General features: G+C 59.7%; 22 protein-coding genes. 7 read left to right on the top strand and 15 right to left on the bottom strand.

Annotated features, from left to right (window positions below; genetic code table 11):
* The 3 genes from ACZZ0A_RS14065 to ACZZ0A_RS14055 are packed head-to-tail and all read right to left on the bottom strand — an operon-like array spanning position 1 to position 3,568.
* Positions 1-1,272, bottom strand: coding sequence for a dihydrolipoamide acetyltransferase family protein (locus ACZZ0A_RS14065; protein WP_007915075.1), 1,272 nt, complete (start codon positions 1,270-1,272; stop codon positions 1-3).
* On the bottom strand, positions 1,273-2,331 hold the full coding sequence (locus ACZZ0A_RS14060; RefSeq protein ID WP_003224000.1) for an alpha-ketoacid dehydrogenase subunit beta: 1,059 nt from the start codon (positions 2,329-2,331) through the stop codon (positions 1,273-1,275).
* A 1-nt stretch (position 2,332) separates the two neighbouring features.
* On the bottom strand, positions 2,333-3,568 hold the full coding sequence (locus ACZZ0A_RS14055) for a 3-methyl-2-oxobutanoate dehydrogenase (2-methylpropanoyl-transferring) subunit alpha (RefSeq protein WP_007915086.1): 1,236 nt from the start codon (positions 3,566-3,568) through the stop codon (positions 2,333-2,335).
* Positions 3,569-3,753: 185 nt separating this feature from the next.
* On the opposite strand from ACZZ0A_RS14055, the gene bkdR reads away from it, so the two are divergent.
* Positions 3,754-4,242, top strand: coding sequence for a Bkd operon transcriptional regulator BkdR (gene bkdR / locus ACZZ0A_RS14050; protein ID WP_007915088.1), 489 nt, complete (start codon positions 3,754-3,756; stop codon positions 4,240-4,242).
* Positions 4,243-4,244: 2 nt separating this feature from the next.
* On the opposite strand, the gene ACZZ0A_RS14045 is transcribed toward bkdR, so the two are convergent.
* Together ACZZ0A_RS14045 and ACZZ0A_RS14040 are read right to left on the bottom strand one after the other, a co-directional pair.
* Positions 4,245-5,099: a tyrosinase family protein gene (locus ACZZ0A_RS14045; protein WP_007915089.1), complete on the bottom strand. Its 855-nt coding sequence runs from the start codon at positions 5,097-5,099 to the stop codon at positions 4,245-4,247.
* Between the two features lie 125 nt (positions 5,100-5,224).
* Positions 5,225-6,088 (bottom strand): MBL fold metallo-hydrolase, encoded by an 864-nt coding sequence (locus tag ACZZ0A_RS14040; RefSeq protein ID WP_095113618.1) that lies wholly within the window; start codon positions 6,086-6,088, stop codon positions 5,225-5,227.
* Positions 6,089-6,179: 91 nt separating this feature from the next.
* On the opposite strand from ACZZ0A_RS14040, the gene ACZZ0A_RS14035 reads away from it, so the two are divergent.
* The 3 genes from ACZZ0A_RS14035 to ACZZ0A_RS14025 all read left to right on the top strand — a co-directional run bounded on the left by ACZZ0A_RS14035 (position 6,180) and on the right by ACZZ0A_RS14025 (position 8,655).
* A complete protein-coding gene (locus ACZZ0A_RS14035; protein WP_007915092.1) occupies positions 6,180-6,521 on the top strand; it encodes an ArsR/SmtB family transcription factor in 342 nt (113 codons plus the stop codon).
* Between the two features lie 79 nt (positions 6,522-6,600).
* Positions 6,601-7,845: an NAD(P)/FAD-dependent oxidoreductase gene (locus ACZZ0A_RS14030; protein WP_463543333.1), complete on the top strand. Its 1,245-nt coding sequence runs from the start codon at positions 6,601-6,603 to the stop codon at positions 7,843-7,845.
* 9 nt (positions 7,846-7,854) lie between these two features.
* Positions 7,855-8,655 carry a sulfite exporter TauE/SafE family protein gene (locus ACZZ0A_RS14025; RefSeq protein WP_463543332.1) on the top strand — a complete coding sequence of 267 codons (801 nt, stop codon included), beginning with the start codon at positions 7,855-7,857 and terminating at the stop codon, positions 8,653-8,655.
* A gap of 116 nt (positions 8,656-8,771) precedes the next feature.
* On the opposite strand, the gene ACZZ0A_RS14020 is transcribed toward ACZZ0A_RS14025, so the two are convergent.
* The 6 genes from ACZZ0A_RS14020 to ACZZ0A_RS13995 all read right to left on the bottom strand — a co-directional run bounded on the left by ACZZ0A_RS14020 (position 8,772) and on the right by ACZZ0A_RS13995 (position 15,149).
* Positions 8,772-10,052 carry a TRAP transporter large permease gene (locus ACZZ0A_RS14020; RefSeq protein ID WP_095113615.1) on the bottom strand — a complete coding sequence of 427 codons (1,281 nt, stop codon included), beginning with the start codon at positions 10,050-10,052 and terminating at the stop codon, positions 8,772-8,774.
* Positions 10,052-10,579: a TRAP transporter small permease gene (locus ACZZ0A_RS14015; protein WP_007915101.1), complete on the bottom strand. Its 528-nt coding sequence runs from the start codon at positions 10,577-10,579 to the stop codon at positions 10,052-10,054. Before ACZZ0A_RS14015 ends, ACZZ0A_RS14020 begins: the two co-directional genes overlap by 1 nt.
* A gap of 76 nt (positions 10,580-10,655) precedes the next feature.
* Positions 10,656-11,627: a TRAP transporter substrate-binding protein gene (locus tag ACZZ0A_RS14010; protein WP_007915104.1), complete on the bottom strand. Its 972-nt coding sequence runs from the start codon at positions 11,625-11,627 to the stop codon at positions 10,656-10,658.
* A 64-nt stretch (positions 11,628-11,691) separates the two neighbouring features.
* A complete protein-coding gene (locus tag ACZZ0A_RS14005; RefSeq protein ID WP_463544098.1) occupies positions 11,692-12,585 on the bottom strand; it encodes an SMP-30/gluconolactonase/LRE family protein in 894 nt (297 codons plus the stop codon).
* A gap of 30 nt (positions 12,586-12,615) precedes the next feature.
* A complete protein-coding gene (locus ACZZ0A_RS14000) occupies positions 12,616-13,440 on the bottom strand; it encodes an NAD-dependent epimerase/dehydratase family protein (protein WP_095113613.1) in 825 nt (274 codons plus the stop codon).
* A gap of 413 nt (positions 13,441-13,853) precedes the next feature.
* Positions 13,854-15,149 carry an OprD family porin gene (locus ACZZ0A_RS13995; RefSeq protein WP_007915112.1) on the bottom strand — a complete coding sequence of 432 codons (1,296 nt, stop codon included), beginning with the start codon at positions 15,147-15,149 and terminating at the stop codon, positions 13,854-13,856.
* A 317-nt stretch (positions 15,150-15,466) separates the two neighbouring features.
* Here ACZZ0A_RS13995 and ACZZ0A_RS13990 point away from each other — a divergent pair, with 317 nt between their 5' ends.
* Both ACZZ0A_RS13990 and ACZZ0A_RS13985 read left to right on the top strand, forming a co-directional pair.
* Complete coding sequence (locus tag ACZZ0A_RS13990; RefSeq protein ID WP_463543331.1) at positions 15,467-17,122, top strand: MFS transporter; 1,656 nt, start codon at positions 15,467-15,469, stop codon at positions 17,120-17,122.
* Complete coding sequence (locus ACZZ0A_RS13985; RefSeq protein ID WP_007915117.1) at positions 17,119-18,261, top strand: HlyD family secretion protein; 1,143 nt, start codon at positions 17,119-17,121, stop codon at positions 18,259-18,261. Before ACZZ0A_RS13990 ends, ACZZ0A_RS13985 begins: the two co-directional genes overlap by 4 nt.
* A 116-nt stretch (positions 18,262-18,377) precedes the next feature.
* On the opposite strand, the gene copD is transcribed toward ACZZ0A_RS13985, so the two are convergent.
* Positions 18,378-19,235 carry a copper homeostasis membrane protein CopD gene (gene copD / locus ACZZ0A_RS13980; protein WP_463543330.1) on the bottom strand — a complete coding sequence of 286 codons (858 nt, stop codon included), beginning with the start codon at positions 19,233-19,235 and terminating at the stop codon, positions 18,378-18,380.
* A gap of 3 nt (positions 19,236-19,238) precedes the next feature.
* Positions 19,239-19,601 carry a copper homeostasis periplasmic binding protein CopC gene (gene copC / locus ACZZ0A_RS13975; RefSeq protein ID WP_463543329.1) on the bottom strand — a complete coding sequence of 121 codons (363 nt, stop codon included), beginning with the start codon at positions 19,599-19,601 and terminating at the stop codon, positions 19,239-19,241.
* Positions 19,602-19,740: 139 nt separating this feature from the next.
* On the opposite strand from copC, the gene ACZZ0A_RS13970 reads away from it, so the two are divergent.
* A complete protein-coding gene (locus ACZZ0A_RS13970) occupies positions 19,741-20,361 on the top strand; it encodes a TetR/AcrR family transcriptional regulator (RefSeq protein WP_007919317.1) in 621 nt (206 codons plus the stop codon).
* A 228-nt stretch (positions 20,362-20,589) separates the two neighbouring features.
* On the opposite strand, the gene preA is transcribed toward ACZZ0A_RS13970, so the two are convergent.
* The gene (gene preA, locus ACZZ0A_RS13965; protein WP_007918798.1) at positions 20,590-21,864 is read right to left on the bottom strand and encodes an NAD-dependent dihydropyrimidine dehydrogenase subunit PreA; all 1,275 of its coding nucleotides are present in this window, start codon (positions 21,862-21,864) and stop codon (positions 20,590-20,592) included.
* A complete protein-coding gene (locus ACZZ0A_RS13960; RefSeq protein WP_463543328.1) occupies positions 21,865-23,232 on the bottom strand; it encodes an NAD(P)-dependent oxidoreductase in 1,368 nt (455 codons plus the stop codon).
* Positions 23,233-23,297 lie beyond the last annotated feature (65 nt).

The following is a 23,297-nucleotide window of genomic DNA, read 5'->3' as shown; positions in this document are numbered from 1 at the left end:
TTACTCCACAAACAAAGTGGCAGGTTGTTCGATCAAGCCACGAATGGCCTGGATGAAGAGTGCCGCGTCCATGCCGTCGACCACGCGGTGATCGAAGGAACTGGAGAGGTTCATCATCTTGCGGATCACTACCTGGCCTTTGACGACCATCGGCCGTTCGACGATTTTGTTGACGCCGACGATCGCCACTTCCGGCAAGTTCAACACTGGCGTGCTGACAATACCGCCCAATGCACCGAGGCTGGTCAGGGTGATGGTCGAGCCGGACAATTCATCGCGGCTGGCCTTGCCATTGCGCGCGGCGTTGGCCAAACGCGAGATTTCCGCGGCGCTGTCCCACAGGCTGCGCGCCTCGGCGTGACGCACCACCGGCACCATCAGGCCGACATCGCTTTGCGTGGCGACGCCGACATGCACCGCGCCGAGGCGGGTGATGACCTGGGCTTCGTCGTCATAACGGGCGTTCATCTGCGGGAAGTCGCGCAGGGCCACAACCAGAGCGCGGACGAGGAACGGCAGCAAGGTCAACTTGCCACGGCTGGCGCCGTGTTTTTCATTGAGATGCGCGCGCAGTTCTTCAATCGCGGTGACGTCGATTTCTTCGACGTAGCTGAAATGCGCGGCACGCTGGGTAGCGTCCTGCATGCGCTGGGCGATCTTGCGGCGCATGCCGATGACTTGAATCTGTTCTTCGTCGTTACGTTGGGCGTAAGCGGCGGCGACTGGTGCTGAAACGTTGGACTGACCTTGTGCCAGATAGGCTTCAAGGTCTTCGTGCAGCACGCGACCGGCCGGGCCAGTGCCGCGTACCAGGCGCAATTGAATCCCCAGATCCAGCGCGTGTTTGCGCACGGCTGGCGAAGCGAGCGGGCGTTCGTCCGCTTCGCGAGCAACCATCGGGCCTTGGCAAACAGCAGCCGGACGCGGGGCGGCTGGAGCAGGTTTACTTTCAACAACTGCTTCAACTTTCGGCGCCGCAGGTGCTTCTTTGACCGGCGCGGGTGCGGCGGACTCTTTCAAGTTACCGGCACCTTCAACCTCAATGCTGATCAGCACACTGCCAACCGCCATCACCTCACCCGGCTGACCGCCGAGCGCAATCACTTTCCCGTGCACTGGCGACGGAATATCGACCATCGCCTTGTCGGTCATCACATCCGCCAGCACCTGATCTTCAACCACCAGATCGCCAACCTTGACGTGCCACTGCGACAGTTCTACTTCTGCGATGCCTTCGCCGATGTCTGGCATCTTGATAACGTGCGTGCCCATTCAGACCTCCATAACCCGTTTCAGCGCTGCGCCCACTCGGGACGGCCCTGGGAAATACGCCCACTCCTGCGCGTGCGGGTAGGGGGTGTCCCAACCGGTGACGCGTTCGATCGGCGCTTCCAGGTGATGGAAGCAATGCTCTTGCACCAGCGACACCAGTTCGGCGCCGAAACCGCAGGTGCGGGTGGCTTCGTGTACCACCACGCAGCGGCCGGTTTTCTTTACCGACTTGACGATGGTTTCCAGGTCCAGCGGCCACAGGCTGCGCAGGTCGATGACTTCTGCATCCACGCCGGATTCTTCGGCAGCGACTTGCGACACGTAAACGGTGGTGCCGTAAGTCAGCACTGTGACGTCCTTGCCCGGACGGGTAATCGCAGCAACGTCCAGCGGCACGGTGTAGTAGCCGTCCGGAACCTGGGCTTGCGGGTGTTTCGACCAAGGCGTTACCGGGCGGTCGTGGTGGCCGTCGAACGGGCCGTTGTACAGGCGTTTCGGCTCGAGGAAGATCACCGGGTCATCGTTTTCGATGGAGGCGATCAGCAGGCCTTTGGCGTCATACGGATTGGACGGCATCACCGTGCGCAAGCCGCACACCTGGGTGAACATCGCCTCGATGCTCTGGCTGTGGGTCTGACCGCCGTAGATGCCGCCGCCGCAAGGCATGCGCAGGGTCATCGGCGCGGTGAACTCGCCAGCCGAGCGATAGCGCAGGCGCGCCGCTTCGGAAATGATCTGGTCGGAAGCGGGGTAGACGTAGTCGGCGAACTGAATCTCGGCGACCGGACGCAAACCGTAAGCACCCATGCCGACGGCAACGCCGACGATGCCGCTTTCCGAGATCGGCGCGTCGAATACGCGGGAGGTGCCGTACTTGGTCTGCAGGCCTTCGGTGCAGCGGAACACGCCGCCGAAGTAACCGACGTCCTGACCGAACACCACCACATTGTCGTCACGCTCAAGCATCACATCCATGGCCGAGCGCAGGGCCTGGATCATGGTCATGGTGGTCGTGGTCATGGCGGTTTCCAACTGAATATTGTTGTTGTGATCGTTCATGTCAGATCCCCAACTGCTGACGCTGGCGCTTCAAGTGCTCCGGCATCTCTTTGTAGACGTCTTCGAACATGGTTGCGGCGCTAGGAATCTGGCCGCCGGCGAGGGTGCCGTACTGTTCGGCCTGTTTCTGCGCGGCAATCACTTCGGCTTCGAGCTCGGCGCTGACGGCAGCGTGCTCTTCGTCAGACCAGTGACCGACCTTGATCAAGTGTTGCTTGAGGCGGGCGATCGGGTCGCCGAGCGGGAAGTGGCTCCAGTCATCGGCCGGACGATATTTTGACGGATCGTCGGAGGTCGAGTGCGGACCAGCGCGGTAGGTGACCCATTCGATCATGGTCGGGCCGAGGTTGCGGCGGGCGCGTTCAGCGGCCCAGGCAGAGGCGGCATAAACTGCGTAGAAGTCGTTGCCATCCACGCGCAGCGAAGCGATGCCGCAACCGACGCCGCGTCCGGCGAAGGTGGTGGCTTCACCACCGGCGATGGCCTGGAAGGTCGAAATCGCCCATTGGTTATTCACGACGTTGAGGATCACCGGCGCGCGATAAACGTGGGCGAAGGTGAGGGCGGTATGGAAGTCCGATTCGGCGGTGGCGCCGTCGCCGATCCATGCCGAGGCGATTTTCGTGTCGCCCTTGATCGCTGAGGCCATGCCCCAGCCGACGGCCTGAATGAACTGGGTCGCGAGGTTGCCGGAGATGGTGAAGAAACCGGCTTCCTTGACCGAGTACATGATCGGCAACTGGCGGCCTTTGAGCGGATCGCGCTCGTTGGACAGCAGTTGGCAGATCAGGTCGACCAAAGGCACTTCGCGGGCCATCAGAATGCTTTGCTGGCGATAGGTCGGAAAGCACATGTCGTCGATGTTCAAGGCCAGGGCCTGAGCGCTGCCGATGGCTTCTTCGCCAAGGCTTTGCATGTAAAACGACATTTTTTTCTGACGCTGGGCGACCACCATGCGGTTGTCGTAGATGCGCGTCTTGAGCATGGCGCGCATGCCTTTACGCAGAATCTCGACCGGCACGTTTTCGGCCCATGGGCCGAGGGCGTTGCCCTGATCGTCGAGCACGCGAATCAGCCCACGCGCCAGGTCGGCGGTGTCGGCAGGTTCGACGTCGATGGAAGGTTTGCGCACCGTACCGGCATCGGTCAGATGCAGGTAGGAAAAATCGGTTTTGCAGCCTGGACGGCCCGAGGGTTCAGGGACGTGCAGACGCAGCGGTTCATACGCTTGGGTCATGGCTTCTACGCTCGATCTTGTGAATTTCTTGTAGTGAGCTGGCAGTCATTCTTCGGTAGAAGAAATCTTGTCCTACAACAATCATAGGCCCGGGCAAGAAGAATATTTATCTCTGTTTCGTTGCGCTGGAGACGATTTGCAGATAGAAATTCTGCATAAACATAAAAAACAGGTGGTTTTGTCTCATGCGCAAACTGGACCGTACCGACATCGGCATTCTCAACAGCCTTCAGGAGAATGCGCGCATCACCAACGCCGACCTCGCACGCTCGGTAAACCTGTCACCAACGCCGTGCTTCAACCGGGTCAAGGCCATGGAAGAATTGGGCCTGATTCGCGAGCAGGTCACGCTGCTGGATGCTGATCTGCTGGGGCTGCATGTGAACGTGTTTATTCACGTCAGCCTGGAAAAGCAGGTTGAGGAAGCGCTGCAGCATTTCGAAGAGGCGATCTCCGATCGCCCGGAAGTGATGGAGTGCTACCTGATGGCCGGAGACCCGGATTACCTCATCCGGGTCCTGGTGCCGACGATTCAGTCGCTCGAACGCTTCATGATGGACTTCCTCACCAAGGTTCCCGGTGTGGCGAATATCCGATCGAGCTTTGCGCTCAAACAGGTGCGCTACAAGACTGCATTGCCCTTGCCAGCGAACGGCCTGACGCTAGGTAACTGAAGTCAGATGTAGTCATATCGGTAATCGAGTTCCGCGGTATAGAGGGTTTGTTGGACGGTAAAGGTTTGCTCCCAGGGCGCCAGTTCATTGGCCGGATGAAATACCAGCACGGTTTCGTTGGTGGCCGAGCCAGCCTCATTGGTAAAGCCTGGGGTTCCAGCATGCTGATGTTTCCAGCGCTCCCACAGCAAGTCGAGGTAGCAGTGGTGCAGGAAGAATATCGGATCGTTGGGTGAGGAGGCTTGTGCCATGCTGCCGCCAATCCAGGCATGTACCGGATTGTGCAAAAGGCTTTCCGAAATGTTTTCCCAGCCGCTTTCATTCATCCAGTAAGGCGTTCTGTTCAGGGCCGAAATAACATCCAGCGGGGTGGGCAGTGCGCCGCTTGCCCCCAGATTTCGACGAATGCCGGTGTTGCCAACGCCCTCGTCCCAGACCCTGACATCGAATTGCGAGTGCTCCCTGGAAAACGCGCCGCTGGTGACACGCTGATCTTGCAGGTTGTCACCGTTTGACCCCATGAAGTCCGAGGTGAAGGGGTTGTCCGCTCCGGTCAGTTGCCAGTTCCAGTAGGGCAGGGTGATGGTCGTGTCACTGGCGGCGGACTGCAGGGCCAGTTCGAACTGGCGAATCAGAACTCGATGCCACGGATAGAACAGCGGACTCAGATGCGGATTGGGTACCAGCGGATTGCCCCGGCCCATCGAATTCTTGTGGATCTGCACAAAGTCATCGTAGCGGCTCTGCTGTCCGGGGCGCAGGACGCTGTCGACGTTGTTTTTCAGCCTCAGGATGGCATCGATGAATGCGGATTTCTGTTGCGCGGTCATGTCACGGTGATTACGACGAATATCCATATTGCGAAAACTCCATTGAATGTTTGCCCAATGGAGTCTGCTCGCTTACAGGATTTTCACCAGTTCATCACTGTCGCCAGTGTTCGTAGGAAAAATAATCCTGCAATGGGGCGGGTGGTTTTTTCCTATAGGGAATTGAGCGGAATCTTCAGGTAAACCACACCGTTTTCCTCCGCCGGTGGCAAATTCCCCGCTCTCACATTGACCTGAATCGCTGGCAGCAGCAGCGTCGGCATGCCCAGCCCGGCATCACGTTTGGTGCGCATCTCGACGAACGCCGCTTCATCGATCCCGTCATGCACATGAATATTGCCTTTGCGCTGCTCACCGACGGTGGTCTGGCATTGTGAGGCGCGTCCCTCGGGCGGGTAATCGTGGCAAACGTAGAGTTTCACGCTGGCGGGGAAGGCCAGCAGTTTGTGAATCGAGTTGAACAGCTGATGGGCGTTGCCGCCGGGAAAGTCGCAACGCGCGGTGCCGACATCCGGCATGAACAGGGTGTCGCCTACCAAAATCTGCTCGCCATCGATCAGATAGGCCATGTCAGCCGGTGTATGCCCCGGCACATGCAGGGCAGTGGCTTTGAGATTGCCGATCCGGAATGACTCGTTCGGCGCAAACAGGTGATCGAACTGTGAGCCATCAACGCAGAACTCCGGCTCCAGATTGAACAGCGCCTTGAACACGTTCTGCACTTTGCTGATCGATTCGCCAATGGCGATTTTCCCGCCCAGCTCTCGGCGCAGATACGGCGCGGCGGACAGGTGATCGGCGTGGGCGTGGGTTTCCAGCAGCCACTGCACTTGCAGGTTGTGGGCGCGAACGAAGGCGATGATTTTGTCGGCCTGGGCGGTGCAGGTGCGCCCGGCGGCGCCGTCGTAATCGAGTACCGGATCGACGATTGCACATTGCCCGCCGTCGGCTTCATAGACCACATAGCTGTAGGTCGAGGAGGCGGGGTCGAGGAAAGCTTCAATCTGCGCGGGCATGGACACCAACCTGAACGAGGAAAATGGGTTGCAACACTTTATCTAAAAACATAATGTTCGCAGCTTAAGTGACCTTGAAGGCATCGTGCAAATGCAATCCAGTCTGACCGAATGTGAAGTCGCCCAACTGCGCGCTTCGGCCTCCAAGGCCTGCGCCTTGCTCAAGGCCATGGCCAATGAGGATCGCCTGCTGATCCTCTGTCAACTGACCCAGGGCGAACGCAATGTCGGCGAACTGGAAAAGATGACCGGTGTGCGCCAGCCGACGCTGTCGCAGCAACTGGGCATCCTGCGCGATGAAGGGCTGGTCGCGACCCGTCGTGAGGGCAAATACATTTTCTACGGCCTCGCCAGTCCGGAAGTCATTCAGGTCATGAAAACTCTCTCCGGACTGTATTGCGGGGCAGTGCTGAAAAGTCTCGGCCATCAATAAATGCCAGCCAACACACAACCCCTACAATGGATTTGTGTGAAGGCTGAGAAATCCTTGCGTGCAGCAAAAGGAACAAGCAATGAACGATCAACACTGGGGCCCATCCATCAGTGCGGACATCGTGGTCATCGGCGGCGGTACGGCCGGTATCGGTTTCGTCGCCAGTCTGCTCAAACGTGATCCGGCTCTGAAAGTTACCGTGATCGAACCCAGCGCCCAGCATTACTATCAACCGGCGTGGACGCTGGTCGGCGGTGGTGCCTACGACGTCAAAGACACCGCACGGCCGATGAACAAGGTCATGCCAAAGCAAGCGAACTGGCTGCAAGCGGCAGTCACCGCGATCGACCCGGACAAACGCCAACTCACCCTCAACGATCAACGTACCGTCAGCTATCAGAACCTGATTGTCTGCCCCGGCCTGCGTCTGGCCTGGGAGAAAATCGAAGGTTTGCAGGAAAGCCTCGGCCAGCACGGCGTCACCTCCAATTACAGCTATCAGCATGCGCAGTACACCTGGGATCAGGTGCAGAAACTGCGCGGCGGCAAAGCGCTGTTCACCCAACCGGCGATGCCGATCAAATGCGCCGGCGCGCCGCAAAAGGCGCTGTACCTGTCCTGCGATCACTGGCGTAAAAACGGTGCGCTGAACAATATCAATGTCGAATTCAACCTGGCCGGCGCCGCGCTGTTCGGTGTGGCGACGTTTGTTCCGCCGTTGATGAAGTACATCGAAAAGTACAACGCACAACTGGCGTTCAACTCGAATCTGGTCAAGGTCGACGGCCCGGCGAAAACCGCGTGGTTCGAGATCAAGGATGCCGATGGCAATGTCATCCGCGAGGCGAAAACCTTCGATCTGCTGCACGTCGTGCCGCCGCAGGTTTCGCCGGATTTCATCGCACAAAGCGCGTTGGCCGACACCGCCGGCTGGTGCGAAGTCAACCCGCACAGCCTGCAGCATCCGCGTTACTCCGAAGTGTTTGCACTCGGTGATATCTGCGGCACGAGCAACGCAAAAACCGCCGCAGCGGTGCGCAAGCAAGTGGTGGTGGTCGCGGAAAACCTGCTCGCCCTGCGCAAGCAACAACCGCTTCCTCTGAAGTACGACGGCTATGGTTCCTGCCCGCTGACGGTGGAGAAGGGCAAGGTGATCCTTGCCGAGTTCGGTTATGCCGGTAAGTTGCTGCCGACCTTCCCGATAGACCCGACAGTGGCGCGGCGTTCGGCGTGGTTTCTCAAGGCAACCTTGCTGCCGTGGTTCTACTGGAACGGCATGCTCAAGGGCCGCGAGTGGCTGACTGGTCTGTCCAAGGTCGACTGAGAAAACCCTATGTTGCTGGCAAGTCTGTTTGGCGTGGTGATGGGGTTGGTCCTTGGCTTGACCGGGGCCGGCGGCGGGATTCTTGCGGTGCCGGCACTGGTGCTCGGGCTTGGCTGGACGATGACCCAGGCAGCGCCAGTGGCGTTGTTTGCGGTGGGCAGTGCGGCGGCGGTCGGTGCCATCGACGGCCTGCGTCATGGCCTGGTGCGCTATCGCGCGGCGTTGTTGATTGCGGCGTTGGGTGCGGTGTTCTCGCCGTTGGGAATCTACTTCGCGCACCAGTTGCCGGAGAAAATCCTGATGATCCTGTTCAGTCTGCTCATGGTCATGGTGGCCTGGCGCATGCTGCGCCGCGAGCGTCAGCAGGAGGGGCCGAGCGATCACGGTCACGCCAGTTGGGGCCAGAAGAACTGCATGCTCAATGAAGAAACCGGGCGCTTCGACTGGACCGCCAAATGCACCGCTACACTGGCGGCACTGGGCGCAATTACCGGCGTGGTGTCCGGATTGCTCGGTGTCGGTGGCGGGTTTCTGATTGTGCCGGCGTTCAAGCAACTGACCGACGTGCAGATGCGCGGGATTGTTGCGACGTCGTTGATGGTGATCAGTCTGATTTCGGCAATCGGGGTGATCGGCTCGTTTCACGCCGGTGTGCGAATTGACGGGCAGGGCGCGGCGTTCATCGTCGCCAGCATTGTCGGCATGATCATCGGCCGTAAGCTCTGCGCGCGCGTGCCGGCGCGGGCGTTGCAGGTGGGTTTTGCCAGTGTCTGTCTGGTGGTGGCGGGGTATATGTTGTTGCGGGCGTGAGTATTGGAAGATCAAAAGATCGTCCGATCGCGGCCCGAGCCTTCGGCAGCTCCTACAGGGATTGCGTTTCCCTGTAGGAGCTGTCGAGTGAAACGAGGCTGCGATCTTTCAGGTTGTTACAACACCAAGTGCGGCAACCACAGCGAAAGTGCCGGCACGTAAGTCACCAGCATCAACACCAGGAACAGCACGGCATAGAACGGCAGCAGCGCCTTCACGGTGCTCTCGATACTGACCTTGCCCACCGCCGAACCGACAAACAGCACCGCACCCACCGGCGGCGTTATCAGTCCGATCCCCAGGTTCACCAGCATGATCATGCCGAACTGCACTGGATCGACGCCGATGCCGAGAATCACCGGCATCAGGATTGGCGTCAGGATCAGGATCAGCGGCGCCATGTCCATCACCGTGCCGAGCAACAGCAGCATGACGTTGATGCACATCAGGATCACGTAGCGGTTGTCCGACAGGGTCAGGAACAGCGTGGTGATCTTCGCCGGGATCTGCATCAGGGTCATGATGTAGCCGAAGCTCGCGGCGAAACCGATCAGGATCATCACGATCGAAATCGTCCGTACTGTGCGGTGCATCAGTTTCGGCAGTTCGCGCCACTTGTAGTCGCGGTAGATGAACATGGTGACGAAGAACGACCACAGCACGGCGATGGCCGCCGATTCGGTAGCGGTGAAGATGCCCGAGAGGATGCCGCCGAGGATGATCACCATCGCCATCAGGCCCCAGAGGGCTTCGCCGACGATTTTCAACGCCTGGCGCATCGGGATCACTTCACCCTTGGGATAGTCGCGTTTTCTCGCGAAAATCAGGCACAGCACCATCAGGCAGGCGCTCATCAGCAAGCCCGGCACGATGCCCGCCATGAACAGCGAGGCAATCGAAACCGTGCCACCGGCGGCCAGGGAGTAGAGCACCGAGTTATGGCTGGGCGGGGTCAGCAGCGCTTGCACCGAACCGCTGACAGTCACGGCGGTGGAGAAATCCCGTGGATAGCCCTTGCGTTCCATTTCCGGAATCAGCACCGAACCCACCGACGCGGTGTCGGCCACCGACGAACCGGAGATCGCGCCGAAAAAGGTCGAGGCGACAATGTTGACCAGTGACAGACCGCCGCGGACAAAACCCACCAGCACCCCGGCACACGCCACCAATCGACGCGACATGCCGCCCTCGGCCATGATCGCCCCGGCCAGGACGAAGAACGGAATGGCCAGCAGCGAGAATTTGTTCACCCCCGAAGCGACCTGGATCATTACCGCCTGGAACGGAATGTCGATCCACCATGCACCGATCAGCGCGGCCGCGCCGAGCGCGTAGGCGACCGGCATGCCGATCAGGATCAATACGATAAAACTGCCCAGCAGAATCAGAGCGTCCATTAAGCGGCACCTTCACTTTCTTCAACCAGATCGAACTGCACGACCCGCCGTTTGCTCTGGTCACCGAGCAAGAGTTTTTCCAGCACGAAAACCAGCGTCAGCAAGCCGCCCACAGGAATTGGCAGATAGGTCACGCCAACACGCAGATCGGGCAGGGCTGCCATGAACTGGTTCCAGGTGGACATGCACAGCTTGGCGCCCCAGATCGTCATGAAGATGCAGATCGCCGCCATGAGCAGCTGTGAAAATATCGCCGCTGCAGATCTCAGTTGTGGAGGCATGCGATCGGTGAGCATGGCCACGGCCATGTGCGCGCCGGCGCGGTAACTGGCGGCGGCACCGATGAAGGTAAACACCATCATCAACAGGATCGCCGTGGGCTCGGGCCAGCTCGAACCGGTGCCCAGCACGTAGCGGGCGAACACGCCCCAGGGAATCATCAGGGAAATCGCCAGGACGGAAAGGCCGGCGACCCAGATGCACGTCATGTAGATCTTGTCGTTGATACGCAGCAGTAGATTCTTCATCGGGTTCCACCGTAACCGGGTGCGCCGCAGTCATCGGGCGCACCGGGCCTTGTTCATGAGGACGGAGCGGGAGGCGTTACTGAACGGCTTCGATTTTCTTGATCAGGTCGGCATACTTCGCGCCGTACTTTTCCCGCACCGGTGCGGTGGCGTCGTAGAAGGGTTTTTTGTCGACCTCGATGAATTCGACGCCGGCGGCCTTGAGTTTTTCTTCACTGGCAGCGGACTTCTTGTCCCACAGCACGCGCTCTTCGGCCTGGGCAGCCTTGGCGGCAGTCTTGACCAGCGCCTGTTGATCCGGAGTCAGTTTTTCCCAAGTGATTTTCGACATCACGATCGGCTCTGGCAGGATCAGGTGGCCCGTGAGGCTGTAGTACTTCGCATTCTGGAAGTGGTTGTGTTCGAGCAGGGTTGGCGGGTTGTTTTCCGCGCCGTCGATCACGCCGGTCTGCAGGGCACTGAAGATCTCGCCGGTATCCATGGCGATGCCGTTACCGCCCATGGCGTTCATCATGTCGATGAACATCGGGTTGCCTTGCACGCGGATTTTCATGCCCTTGAGGTCTTCGAGCTTGCGCACCGGTTTCTTGGTGTAGACGTTGCGCGTGCCGCCGTCCATCCAGGCCAGGGCCACCAGGCCGAATTCGGAGTTGGTGATCTTGTCGAGGATCTCGTCGCCCACTGCGCCGTCGATGACGTTACGCATGTGTTGATGGTCGCGGAAGATGAACGGCATGTTGAACACGTTCACGTCCGGGACCACGGGGCCGACGATACCCAGGCTGACGCGAGACAACTGTACGGCGCCGACTTGCATCTGCTCGATGACTTCTTTTTCGGAGCCCAGCACACCGCCGGGGAAGTATTGGAAGGTCAGTTCGCCGTTGGTCTCCTTGGTCAGCGTCTTGCCCATGTTTTCTTCGGCCACCACGGTTGGATAACCGGCGGGGTGAATGTCAGCGAATTTGAGTTGCAGGGCCTGAGCGGCGCCAGTGAAGGTAACCATCAGCGGGAGTGCAGCGGCCAGCAAGGTGCGTTTGAAGTTCATGGGGGTGAGTCTCCAGTCTTGTTATTTTTGTGTTCAAGGCGCAGCGGTGCAGTACAAGCGGGTATTACAGGGAATCGTTGAACAGCGGCTCCGGCAGGCCTTTGACGTTGGGGTTGAGGGCGAAAACGCCGCCGGCCAGGGATTGCGGATCGTGGTCATCGCCGGGACGAATCGAGGTGACGAAGAGGGTGTCCATGCGGCTGCCGCCGAAGGCACACATCGTCGGTTTCTTCACCGGCACTTCCAGCGAGAAATCAAGACGACCGTCCGGGGCAAAGCGGTGGATGAGGCCGGCATCGTTGGCGCAGATCCAGTAGAAACCTTCGGCGTCCACGGCGGCTCCATCGGGACGGCCGGGAAAGTGGTTCATGTCGACGAAGACGCGGCGGTTCGACGGTGTGCCGGTCTCGGTGTCGTAATCGAACGCCCAGATCAGTTGTACGTCGGGATGCGAATCTGACAGGTACATGGTCTTGCCGTCAGGGCTGAAACCGAGGCCGTTGGGCACGATGAAACCGTCGAGCTGCGCTTCGATGACGCCAGACTGCCCGGCACCGTAGCGGTAGAGCCGGCCTTCGGGCGCGTTCAGGGCCATGTTCAGCACCATGCTGCCGGCCCAGAAGCGGCCCTGACGGTCGCAACGACCATCGTTGAGGCGCATGTCGTCACGGTTGTGCTCGACACTCGCGAGCAGCTCGCTGTCGAGGCTGCCGTCGCTGTGCGGGTGCAGGTGGAAGAAGCCGCTTTCCATGCCGGCGACCCAGCCGCCACGGCTGTGGCGGGCGATGCAGGCGAGCATCTGCGGGGTTTTCCAGGCATGCACATGGCCGGTCTCGGCGCTCCAGCGTTGCAGCCCGCCGTTGGCAATATCCACCCAGTACAGTGCGTTTTCCTCTGCTACCCAGACCGGGCTTTCGCCCACGGCGTTGCGCGCATCGACGATCAAATCGGCTTGCATACTCATTCCCTTGCGTCGTTGTCAGAGTGATCAGTCGCCGAACGGACCTGCGGCGACAAACGCGCCGCCCTGATAGATCCGCGCCGGATCATCGGCGGCCGGCATTGGCTGCGCTTCGACCTTTTCGCGGAACACCTCGGAGCTGTCCTTCGCGGCAAAACCGAGGTGGCTGGCGAATTTGTTGTCCCACCAGACGTCCTTGTTGTCGGACATGCCATAGACCACGGTGTGACCGACGTTTGGCGTGTATAGCGCGCGTTCGAGCAATTGCGTGAGGTCGTCGAAGCTCAGCCAGGTGTGCATCATTCGACGGTTTTGCGGCTCGGGGAACGAGGAGCCGATGCGGATGCTCACGGTCTCGATGCCGTAGCGATCGAAATAGAAACTGGCCATGTCTTCGCCGTAGGACTTGGACAAACCGTAGTAGCCGTCGGGGCGGCGCGCGGAACTGGCGTCGAGTGGTTCATCCTGTTTGTAGAAGCCGATGACGTGGTTGGAACTGGCGAAGATCACCCGCTTGACGCCATGCCGGCGCGCGGCTTCGTAGATGTGAAACACACCGCAGATGTTGGCGCCGAGGATTTCTTCGAAGGGCCGCTCGACGGAGACACCGCCAAAATGCAGGATCGCATCGACGCCTTCGACCAGTTGGTGCACGGCGTGTTTATCGGCCAGATCGCAGACCACGATTTCTTCACGATCATCGATGGCCGGGGTGAGGGCGGCGATGTCCGACAGGCGCAGGACATTGGCATAAGGGCGCATCCGTTCGCGCAGGACTTTGCCCAGGCCACCGGCGGCGCCGGTCAGCAGCAGACGGTTGAACGGGGCGCGGGGAGTAGAAGTAGACGTCATGGCAATCCCTTACACGTTGTTATTAGGTTTGTTGTAGGTTGTCGTATGACTGCGCTGAAGTATCGGTAGGGTTTCCGGAACTTGTCAACGCGACTTTTGGTGTAAATGACGGAAGGCCTTGCCTCTTTTCAATCACCACAGTTCTGTATTTGCAATGCAATCCCATGTGGGAGCGAGCCTGCTCGCGAAAGCGGTGTATCAATCAACATCAATGCTGAATCTGCCGCCGCCATCGCTGGCAAGCCAGCTCTCACAGGTATCAGCGTTGTTTTCAATTACCGCATTCACCACAAAATCCTGTGGGAGCTGGCTTGCCAGCGATGAGGCCGGTCCAGGTAACTCTTGTATCGACTGACACGCCGCCTTCGCGAGCGGGCTCGCTCCCACAGGGAAGCTCGGTGTGGCGACTGGCTTTACAACAACGAAATCGGATAACTGATAAAGATCCGGTTCTCGTCAAACTCGTTGGTGCTGAAGTCCCGGCGAATCGTCGCGTTGCGCCATTTCACGTTGAGATTCTTCAGCGGGCCGCTTTGCACGGTGTAGGCCAGTTCCGACTCGCGGCCCCATTCCTTGCCGTCAGTGATGGTCCCTGTGTGCACGTTATCGCCGCTGATGTAACGGTTCATCAGGGTCAGACCGGGAACGCCAAGGGCGACGAAGTTGTAGTCGTGGCGCAGCTGCCAAGAGCGTTCCTTGGCGTTGTCGTAGCTGGCGTTGTAACTGTCGTTGGCGAGGGTGCCGCCGCTGGTGCCGTTGACCCGCATCCACGCGTCGTCGCCGCTGAGCTTTTGCAGGCCGACATAGAAGGTGTTGCCGCCGTAGCGGGCCGAAAGCAGGGCGAACGCGGTTTTGTTGTCGAGGTCGCCGGCCTGAGCGCTGCCGTCCTCCTTGCCGGTGAAGAAACCGAGGTTGGCGCCCAGCGTCCAGTCGCCCAACGGCTGGCTGTGGCTGAGGTTGAAATACTGCTGCTGGTAGATGTCCGTGAGTTCGGCGTACCAGACACCGACCTGCGTGCGCTTGTCGTTGAAGCTGTACTCGCCGCCGCCGAAGTTGAAGCGGTCGGAAGTGAACGCGCCGCGGCCGTTCATCGACATGTCTTCCATGCTCGCGTCGTTGCGCGGGCTGTTGCCACGGAACTGGCCACCGTAGACAGTCAGGCCATTGATCTCGGTGGAGGTGATCTGGCCGCCGCGAAAGGTCTGCGGCAGCGAGCGGCCATCGTCGGAGCGCAGGATCGGCAGCACCGGCATCCACTCGCCGACCTTCAATTCGGTCTTCGATACCTTGGCTTTCAGCGCTACCCCGAGGCGGCCGAAGTTGTCGGCCGGGCGTCCGTCATCGTGGATCGGCAACAGTTGCGTGCCGCCCGTGCCTTTGCCGCCATCGAGCTTCTGCGAATACATTCCCAGCACATCGAGGCCGAACCCCACAGTGCCTTGGGTGAAGCCGGATTTGGCATCGAGGATGAAGTTTTGCGTCCACTCCTCAGCCTTGCCTTGCGGGTAGGCCGGGTTGACGAAGTTGCGGTTGAAGTAGGCGTTGCGCAGGTTCAGCGTGGCTTTGCTGTCTTCGAGGAAACCTTCGGCATCGGCGCTCATCGGTAAGGCCAAGGCAAGGCTGCTGCAGCCGATCAGGCCGAGGGTGGAACGCGGGCGAAGCGTGGCAAAGCGGGAAGGGCGGACGGAACTGCAGACGAGTGTGCTCACTGTGACGCTCCCTGTTTCGTTTGTTGTTTTTATTATTTGTCATACGTCGTCGTACAACATGGGTGCGGATATTTCCTAGGTTTTACGGGAATGTCAACAGCAAGTTATACGATGACTTGTCGTCGCGACGCAGATCACTTTGTAGGAGCTGCGGAACGCTGCGATCTTTTGATCTGGCTTTTTAAAAAAAAACAGGATCAAAAGATCGCAGCCTCGTTTCACTCGACAGCTCCTACAAGTATCTGTGTTGTCCATGGGATGTGTGTTGCCGGTGAATTTGCGGCAAACTTCACCCACCTTCCGCACAAGGCCTTGCAATGGATCAATACGCCCCGCGCAATTGGCAGCCCCACGAAAAACCCAGTCTGCCCGGTTCCCCCTCGACGCCGTTGCATTCCAATCCCAAGCGCCTGGCCTATGCGCTGGTCGGTGTGCTGGTGGCGGTCACCGGTGGTTTGGGCAACTCGCTGGTGGTGGCCAACCTGCCTTATCTGCAAGGCGCACTCGGTGCGACCACCGCGGAAATGGCCTGGCTGCCGGCAGCGTTCGTGATGACCAACGTGTCGATGAACCTGCTGCTGGTGAAGTTTCGCCAGCAGTTCGGGTTGCGTGCGTTCACCGAAGTGTTCCTGGTGTTGTATGCGCTGGTGACCTTCGGCCATTTGTTCGTCAATGACCTCAATTCGGCGGTGGCGGTGCGCGCGGCCCACGGCATGGTCGGCGCAGCGCTGAGTTCGCTGGGTCTGTATTACATGGTTCAGGCGTTCCCGGCGAAGTGGCGGATGAAGGCGTTGGTGCTCGGCCTCGGCACTTCCCAACTGGCGCTGCCATTGGCGCGATTATTTTCCGAAGACTTGCTGCAGATCGCCGAATGGCGGGGCTTGTATCTGTTCGAACTGGGCATGGCACTGCTGTCGCTGGGCTGTGTATTGATGCTCAAGTTGCCGCCGGGCGACCGCTTCAAAACCTTTGAAAAACTCGACTTTCTCACCTTTGCCATTCTCGCCACTGGCGTGGCGTTGCTGTGTGCGGTGTTGTCGCTCGGGCGGATCGATTGGTGGCTGGAGGCCGACTGGATCGGCTATGCGTTGGCTGCTTCGATTGCCTTGATCATCGCCGGTCTGGCCATCGAACATAACCGCAGCAACCCGCTGCTGATGACCCGCTGGCTGGGCAGCGGGACGATGATCCGCCTGGCGCTGGCGGTGACCCTGATTCGTATGGTCACCTCGGAGCAGTCCACCGGTGCGGTGGGTTTCATGCAGAACCTGAACATGGGCTATGAGCAGTTGCACAGCCTGTACGTGGTGATGCTGATCGGCAGTGTTGCGGGACTGTTGACCAGCGCACTGACGATCGACCCCAAGCACCTGCTGATGCCGTTGATCATCTCGCTGGGTCTGATGGCCACCGGGTCGGTGATGGATAGTTTTTCCAACAACCTGACGCGCCCGCAAAACCTCTATTTCAGTCAATTCCTGCTGGCCTTCGGCAGCACGTTTTTCCTCGGCCCGACCATGGTTTTCGGTACTCGTAACGTGCTGACCAATCCGCGTAATCTGGTGAGCTTTTCGGTGCTGTTCGGGATATGCAATAACCTCGGCGGCCTGCTGGGCGCGGCGCTTCTGGGCACCTTCCAGATCGTCCGGGAAAAATTTCATTCCAGTCACATCGTTGAGCACCTGACGCTGTCTGACCCGTTGGTGGCTGCACGCGTGCAGAGCGGCGGCTCGGCCTACGGTTCGCTGTTGGCCGACCCGAGTCTGCGCAACCTGGCGGGTATTCGCAGCCTGTCCAATGCCGCCACCCGTGAGGCCAACGTGCTGGCCTATAACGATGTGTTCATGCTGATCGCCGTGATTGCGGTGCTGACCATGATCTGGCTGTCCATTCGCGCGCTGTGGCTGATGAGCACCACCAAAGCCGTCGCCCCAGCGCCATCCACACCTTCGAGCGGTGCCACTTCTTCATGACCGAACCGACCACCACGACCACCAATGCCATTGCCGCCACACCTGAAGGTGTAGCGCCGCCGTCATCACCGAACACCGAGCCGCGCTCGCTGCGGGTGCGGATCATCTCTTCAATGGGCTTCGCGGCGATTGCCATCGTGGGTGTGTTGATCGTGCTGTATGCCTGGCAACTGCCGCCATTCAGCAGTGCCGTCGAGACCACCGAAAACGCCCTGATTCGCGGCCAGGTAACGATCATCGGCCCGCAACTCGCCGGTTATGTCTATGAAGTGCCGGTGCAGGATTTCCAGTACGTGAAGGCCGGGGATTTGCTGGTGCGCCTGGACGACCGCATCTATCAGCAGCGCCTCGACCAGTCGCTGGCGCAACTGGCGGTACAGAAAGCCGCATTGGCCAATGTCGTGCAGCAACGCAACAGCGCCGAGGCGACGATCAAATTGCGTCAGGCCGTACAGGCCGACAGCGAAGCGCAGTTGCGCAAGAGCGAGGCCGATCTGCGCCGTAACCAGGAATTGGTGCGCGACGGTTCGGTGTCCAAGCGTGAGATGGATGTAGCACTGGCGGCGAATGCGCAGAGTGTTGCGGGGGTGGCGCAGGCCAAGGCCAATCTGGAAATCGCCCGCCAGGATCTGCAAACGGTGATCGTCAATCGTGGCTCGCTGGAAGCGGCCGTGGCCAGCGCCGAAGCAGCGGTGCAACTGGCGCGGATCGACCTGTCGAACACGCGCATCGTTGCCCCGCGTGACGGTCAGCTCGGGCAGATCGGCGTGCGTCTCGGCGCCTACGTCAACTCCGGGGCGCAGTTGATGGCGTTGGTGCCGAACCAGAAATGGGTGATCGCCAACATGAAGGAAACCCAGATGGACAATGTGCGCGTCGGGCAACCGGTGCGCTTCACCGTCGATGCCTTGAACCACCGTAAATTCACCGGGCATGTGCAGCATATTTCGCCGGGGACTGGTTCTGAATTTGCGTTGTTGCAGGCGGATAACGCGACCGGCAACTTTGTGAAAATTGCCCAGCGGGTGCCGGTGCGGATCACTATCGATCCGGATCAACAGGAAGAGGAACGGTTGCGTCCGGGGATGTCGGTGGTGGTCAGCATCGACACTGCAGCAGGCAACACCCAACCTCACTGATCAACAGATAACCCTGTGGGAGCTGGCTTGCCAGCGATGACGTCGGCATATCCGAAATATCTGTTCCTGACACACCGCCATCGCTGGCAAGCCAGCTCCCACAGGGGGATCGTGTTTCAGGTTGTGATCATTGGCGGTAGAGTGCCGAGCAGGGATACGGCGGCTACGGCACCAATGCCGAGTAACCATTCCAGCATCACAGTGCGCCGGAGCGTGCCCATCCGCTGCTCGCAATCCTCAACCCGCAAGCGATTGAACAGCGCCAACCCTAGCATCCCCAGCACGATCAGCGCCTTGATCAACAGAATCAACGCAAACCCGCTGAACAGCGGCGTCGGCCACCACTGGCCGGTCAGCACGCGGACATTGATCAAACCGGTGATCAGCAGCCCCGCGACCAAGGCATAACCGACTCCGCTGAAACGCCGCAAAACATCACGCATCGGCTCCGTCGGCTGACGCAAAATCATCACCAGCATCAACAGTCCGCCGAGCCACGCGGCCACGCAGGTCAGATGCACGATCTGGTTGAGAATCAGCAATTGCCCGCTCACACCATCGAGCATGGCGCCATGCCCGACCGGTGCGAGGGTCGCCAGAAGCAAGCCGCTCAAGCCCAACCGCAACGGCATGCTCGAGCGCCAAGGTGTGAACAACAAGGCCAGCAGCGCAGCATTGATCAGCAGATGCCAGCGCCACACCTGACCGAAAAACGTATTGCCCAACACCAGTGCAACCGTGTCCGGATCAAACGCCGCCGCTACCGAACCGGCCATACTCGCAGTGATCAACAGCGCCCAGGCAATCCCGCTGACCAGCGCCACAACGGCCAGCCAACGCGTCAGTCGCGCCAGGTGCCGGTCCACTTGCAGCGCCTCATCCCTGAGCAGCAACGGTCTGAACAACCAGGCCCCGAACAGCATCAACACCACGATGAAATGCACAAAGCGGCACAGCACCAGCGCTTCACTCATGAATTACTGACCAACCTTGAACTGATAAGCGCCTTCGCTTTTGTGCGTATCGACCGACACCGCGTGCCATTCGACTTTGTACTCGCCGGCGGTCAGCGGAGCGGCCGGGGTGACGATCAGGGTTTTCTTGTCGCCTTCGGTGGTCAACGGCTTAACGGCGACCGGCGCTCCATCCTTGGTCACGGTGACTTTGGTGAAACTGGCTTCGACGCCTTCAGAAAAGGTCAGGCGCAAATCGGCGGAAGCGGCGACTGTGCTATCGGCGGCCGGGGTCTGGCTTTTCAGGTGGGCGTGGGCAAATACCGAAGATGCGGCAAACAGCGAAGCGAGCAGGGCAGTGGTGGTCAGGACGTTCTTGAACAGCATCGCGAATACCTCTGAGGCAGGATTGAAGAAGCGTCAGTTTAGCCATCCGCTCACGCCAGCACGAAGTTTTGTTTGCAGCGGTCGCCCGCGGACCAGAGCGGATGCTAGTCTTGGGCAACGCTGTTGTCAGGGAGCCCTCATGGGCAATCACAAGATCGAGATTCGTCGCAACAACGTCGAGAAAATTCTCCTCGCGGCGGAAAAAGTCTTCGCCGAAAAAGGCTTTGGCGGCACCGCCATGGCCGACATCGCGGCTGAAGTGCAACTGCCACGTTCCAACCTGCATTACTACTTCAGCACCAAGAGCGAGCTGTACAGCGCGGTGCTGTTCGACCTGCTGGAAGTGTGGAAGCAAGACGCACTGTGCTTCGAGATGTTTGATGATCCGCGCGTGGTGCTGAGCAGCTACATCCGCGCCAAGATGAACCACTCGCGCAGCCGGCCGTACGGTTCGAAAGTCTGGGCCAATGAGATCATCCACGGCGCGCCAACGTTGGGTGAGGCGCTGGATGTCAGCCTGTATGACTGGGCGAAGATGAAGGAAGCGAAGATTCGCCAGTGGGTCGAGGACAAGCGGATTTTGCCGGTGGAGCCGTCGAGTCTGCTGTACATGATCTGGGCGTCGACTCAGCACTATGCTGACTTTGATCATCAGGTGAATATTCTGAATGAGCACCAGCCGTTGTCGGACATGCAGTTCGAGCGGGCGGTGCAGACGGTGACGAGTGTGATCTTGCGCGGGATCGGGTTGGAACCCTGAAGCAAAAGCTGACCCTCACCCCAGCCCTCTCCCAGAGGGAGAGGGGGCCTACCGAGGTGTCTTGCGAGTTACATCGACCTGAAAGCCCGGTTCGATTATGGATTCAAAGCAGTTCGTGCTTATGCATGTATCGATTTTGGATTCAAAGCAAATCGTTCAGGTCGGTGGATTTCTAAAATATCCCCCAATCAGTCCCCTCTCCCTTTGGGAGAGGGTTAGGGTGAGGGGCTAGACCGCAACGTGATACGGATTCCGCGGATCATGATTCCAGTCCAGAAACGGCTTGCCAGTCTCCATCGGCACCATCTCGATGCAATCCGCCACCGGGCAAGTGATCTGGCACAAGTTACAACCCACACACTCCTCATCAATCACTTCATATTTATGCGTGCCGTCCGCTTGCTTCAGACTACCGATCGCCTGGTGTGAAGTGTCCTCGCAAGCAATGTGACAGCGCCCGCAGCCAATGCACGCCTCCTGATCAATCTTGGCGATCACCTGATAGTTGATGTCGAGGTACTTCCAGTCCGTGGTATTGCCCACCGCACGCCCGGAAAACTCGGCAATGTTGGCGTAGCCCTGACTGTCCATCCACCGCGACAGCCCGTCCTTCATCTCCTCGACAATGCGGAAACCATGCAGCATCGCCGCCGTGCACACCTGCACTGCGCCGCTGCCCAGCGCCATGAATTCCGCCGCATCACGCCAACTGCCGATGCCGCCAATGCCGCAGATCGGCAAGCCTTGGGTTTCTGGATCGCGGGCAATCTCGGCGACCATGTTCAGCGCAATCGGCTTCACCGCTGAGCCGCAATAACCGCCATGCGTGCTTTTGCTGCCGACGGTGGGCAGGGCGACCATGTGTTCCAGGTCGACGCTGGTGATCGAGTTGATCGTATTGATCAGCGACACCGCATCGGCGCCACCGCGATGGGCCGCGCGGGCGGCGACGCGGATGTCGGTGATGTTCGGCGTCAGTTTGACGATCACCGGCAGCGAGCAATAGGTCTTGCACCAGCGTGTGACTTGCTCAACGTACTCCGGCACCTGACCTACCGCCGCGCCCATACCACGCTCGGGCATGCCGTGCGGGCAGCCGAAATTCAGCTCGATGCCGTCAGCGCCCGTAGCTTCGACCAGCGGCAGGATGTGTTTCCACGACTCCTCGACGCACGGCACCATCAGCGAAACGATCAGTGCGCGATCCGGCCAGTCCTTCTTCACCTGAGTGATTTCGCGCAGGTTGATTTCCAGCGAACGGTCGGTGATCAGTTCGATATTGTTGATTCCCAACACTTCACGGTTATTGCCGTAGTGCGCCGAATAACGCGACGACACGTTGACCGCCGCCGGATCCTCACCGAGGGTTTTCCAGACCACGCCACCCCAGCCCGCTTCAAACGCGCGGACCACGTTGTAAGCCTTGTCAGTCGGTGGCGCGGAGGCCAGCCAGAACGGATTCGGCGCTTTGATGCCAGCGAAGACAATCGACAGATCGGCCATTTACGCAGCCTCCACGTTAAGCATCAGTTGAGCGTTGATCGCCTCGGCGGCGAGTTTGCCGTGCTGCACGGCTTGCACGGTGAGGTCTTGATCGAGGCTGGTGCAATCGCCGCCGGCATACACGCCGGGGATGCTGGTGCGCAGGTTTTCATCGACCTGAATTCGCTCGCCCTGGCGCTTGAGTTCGCGGGCTAGCGGGTCGGCGAGGGCGCTGCCATCGAACGCTTGGCCGATGGCTTTGAAGATCGCGTCAGCAGCCAACTCGAAAGTTTCGCCGGTGGTTTGCAGGCGTCCTTCGAACAGATCGGTGCGGGCGAAACGCATGCCGCGCACGTGACCCTGAGCGTCGAGCAGTACCTCTTCCGGTTGCGCCCAGGTCAGCAGGCGTACCTGATTGGCTTTGGCGATGTCTTGCTCATGGTCGGTGGCGCCCATATCCGCCGCGCCACGCCGATACACCAGATTCACATCACGAGCACCGAGCCGAGCCATTTGCACGGCCATGTCAATTGCCGTGTTGCCAGCGCCGAGAACGATGCAGCGTTCGGCCAGTGGCAGTTGCGTGAGGTCATCGGCCTGACGCAGTTCGCGAATGTAATCGGTGGCAGCGAGCAGGCCCGGCGCGTCTTCGTGAGGCAGGCCGAGTTGTTTGCTGGCGTTGAGGCCGAGGCCGAGGAACACCGCGTCGAACTGTTGATGCAATTCACTCAGGGTCAGATTCTCGCCGAGCTTGTGCCCGTGACGAATCTCGATACCACCGATCTGCAGGAGGAAATCCAGTTCTTTCTGCGCGTAATCATCGACCAGTTTGTACTTGGCGATCCCGTATTCATTGAGGCCGCCAGCCTTCTCCCGTGCTTCGAAAATCACCACGTCGTGGCCGTGCATGGCACTGCGGTGGGCGCAGGACAAACCGGCCGGTCCGGCACCGACCACGGCGATGCGTTTGCCGGTGGTGGCGGCGCGCTGGAACGGGTGTTCGGTGAAGTGTGCGTTGTCGACGGCATAGCGTTGCAGCAGGCCGATCAACACTGGCGCGCATTCGTGGGCGTTGTTGCGCACGCAGGCTTGTTGGCAAAGGATTTCGGTCGGACAGACTCGTGCGCAACTGCCACCGAGGATGTTAGCCGAGAGGATTTTCTGCGCCGCGCCGGGGACGTTGTCCTGGTGGATATTGCGGATGAACGACGGGATGTCGATCTCGCTCGGGCACGCATTCACGCATGGCGCGTCATAGCAATACAGGCAGCGCGAGGCTTCCAGATGCGCCTGCCGGTCGTTGAGCGGCGGCGCCAGATCGGTGAAATGCCCGGCGAGGGCGGCCGCGCTTTCGTGCGGGTGGGGGAGATGGTTCAGGGTCTCGATCACGGTTTTGTGCCTCACGGTTATTGAGGTTCTCTGCCTCTGATGGGCAGTGGTTTGATCGTTCCCAC

The sequence above is a fragment of the Pseudomonas sp. AC242 genome, from assembly GCF_979258655.1.
This window is presented reverse-complemented; position numbering and strand designations above follow the sequence as displayed.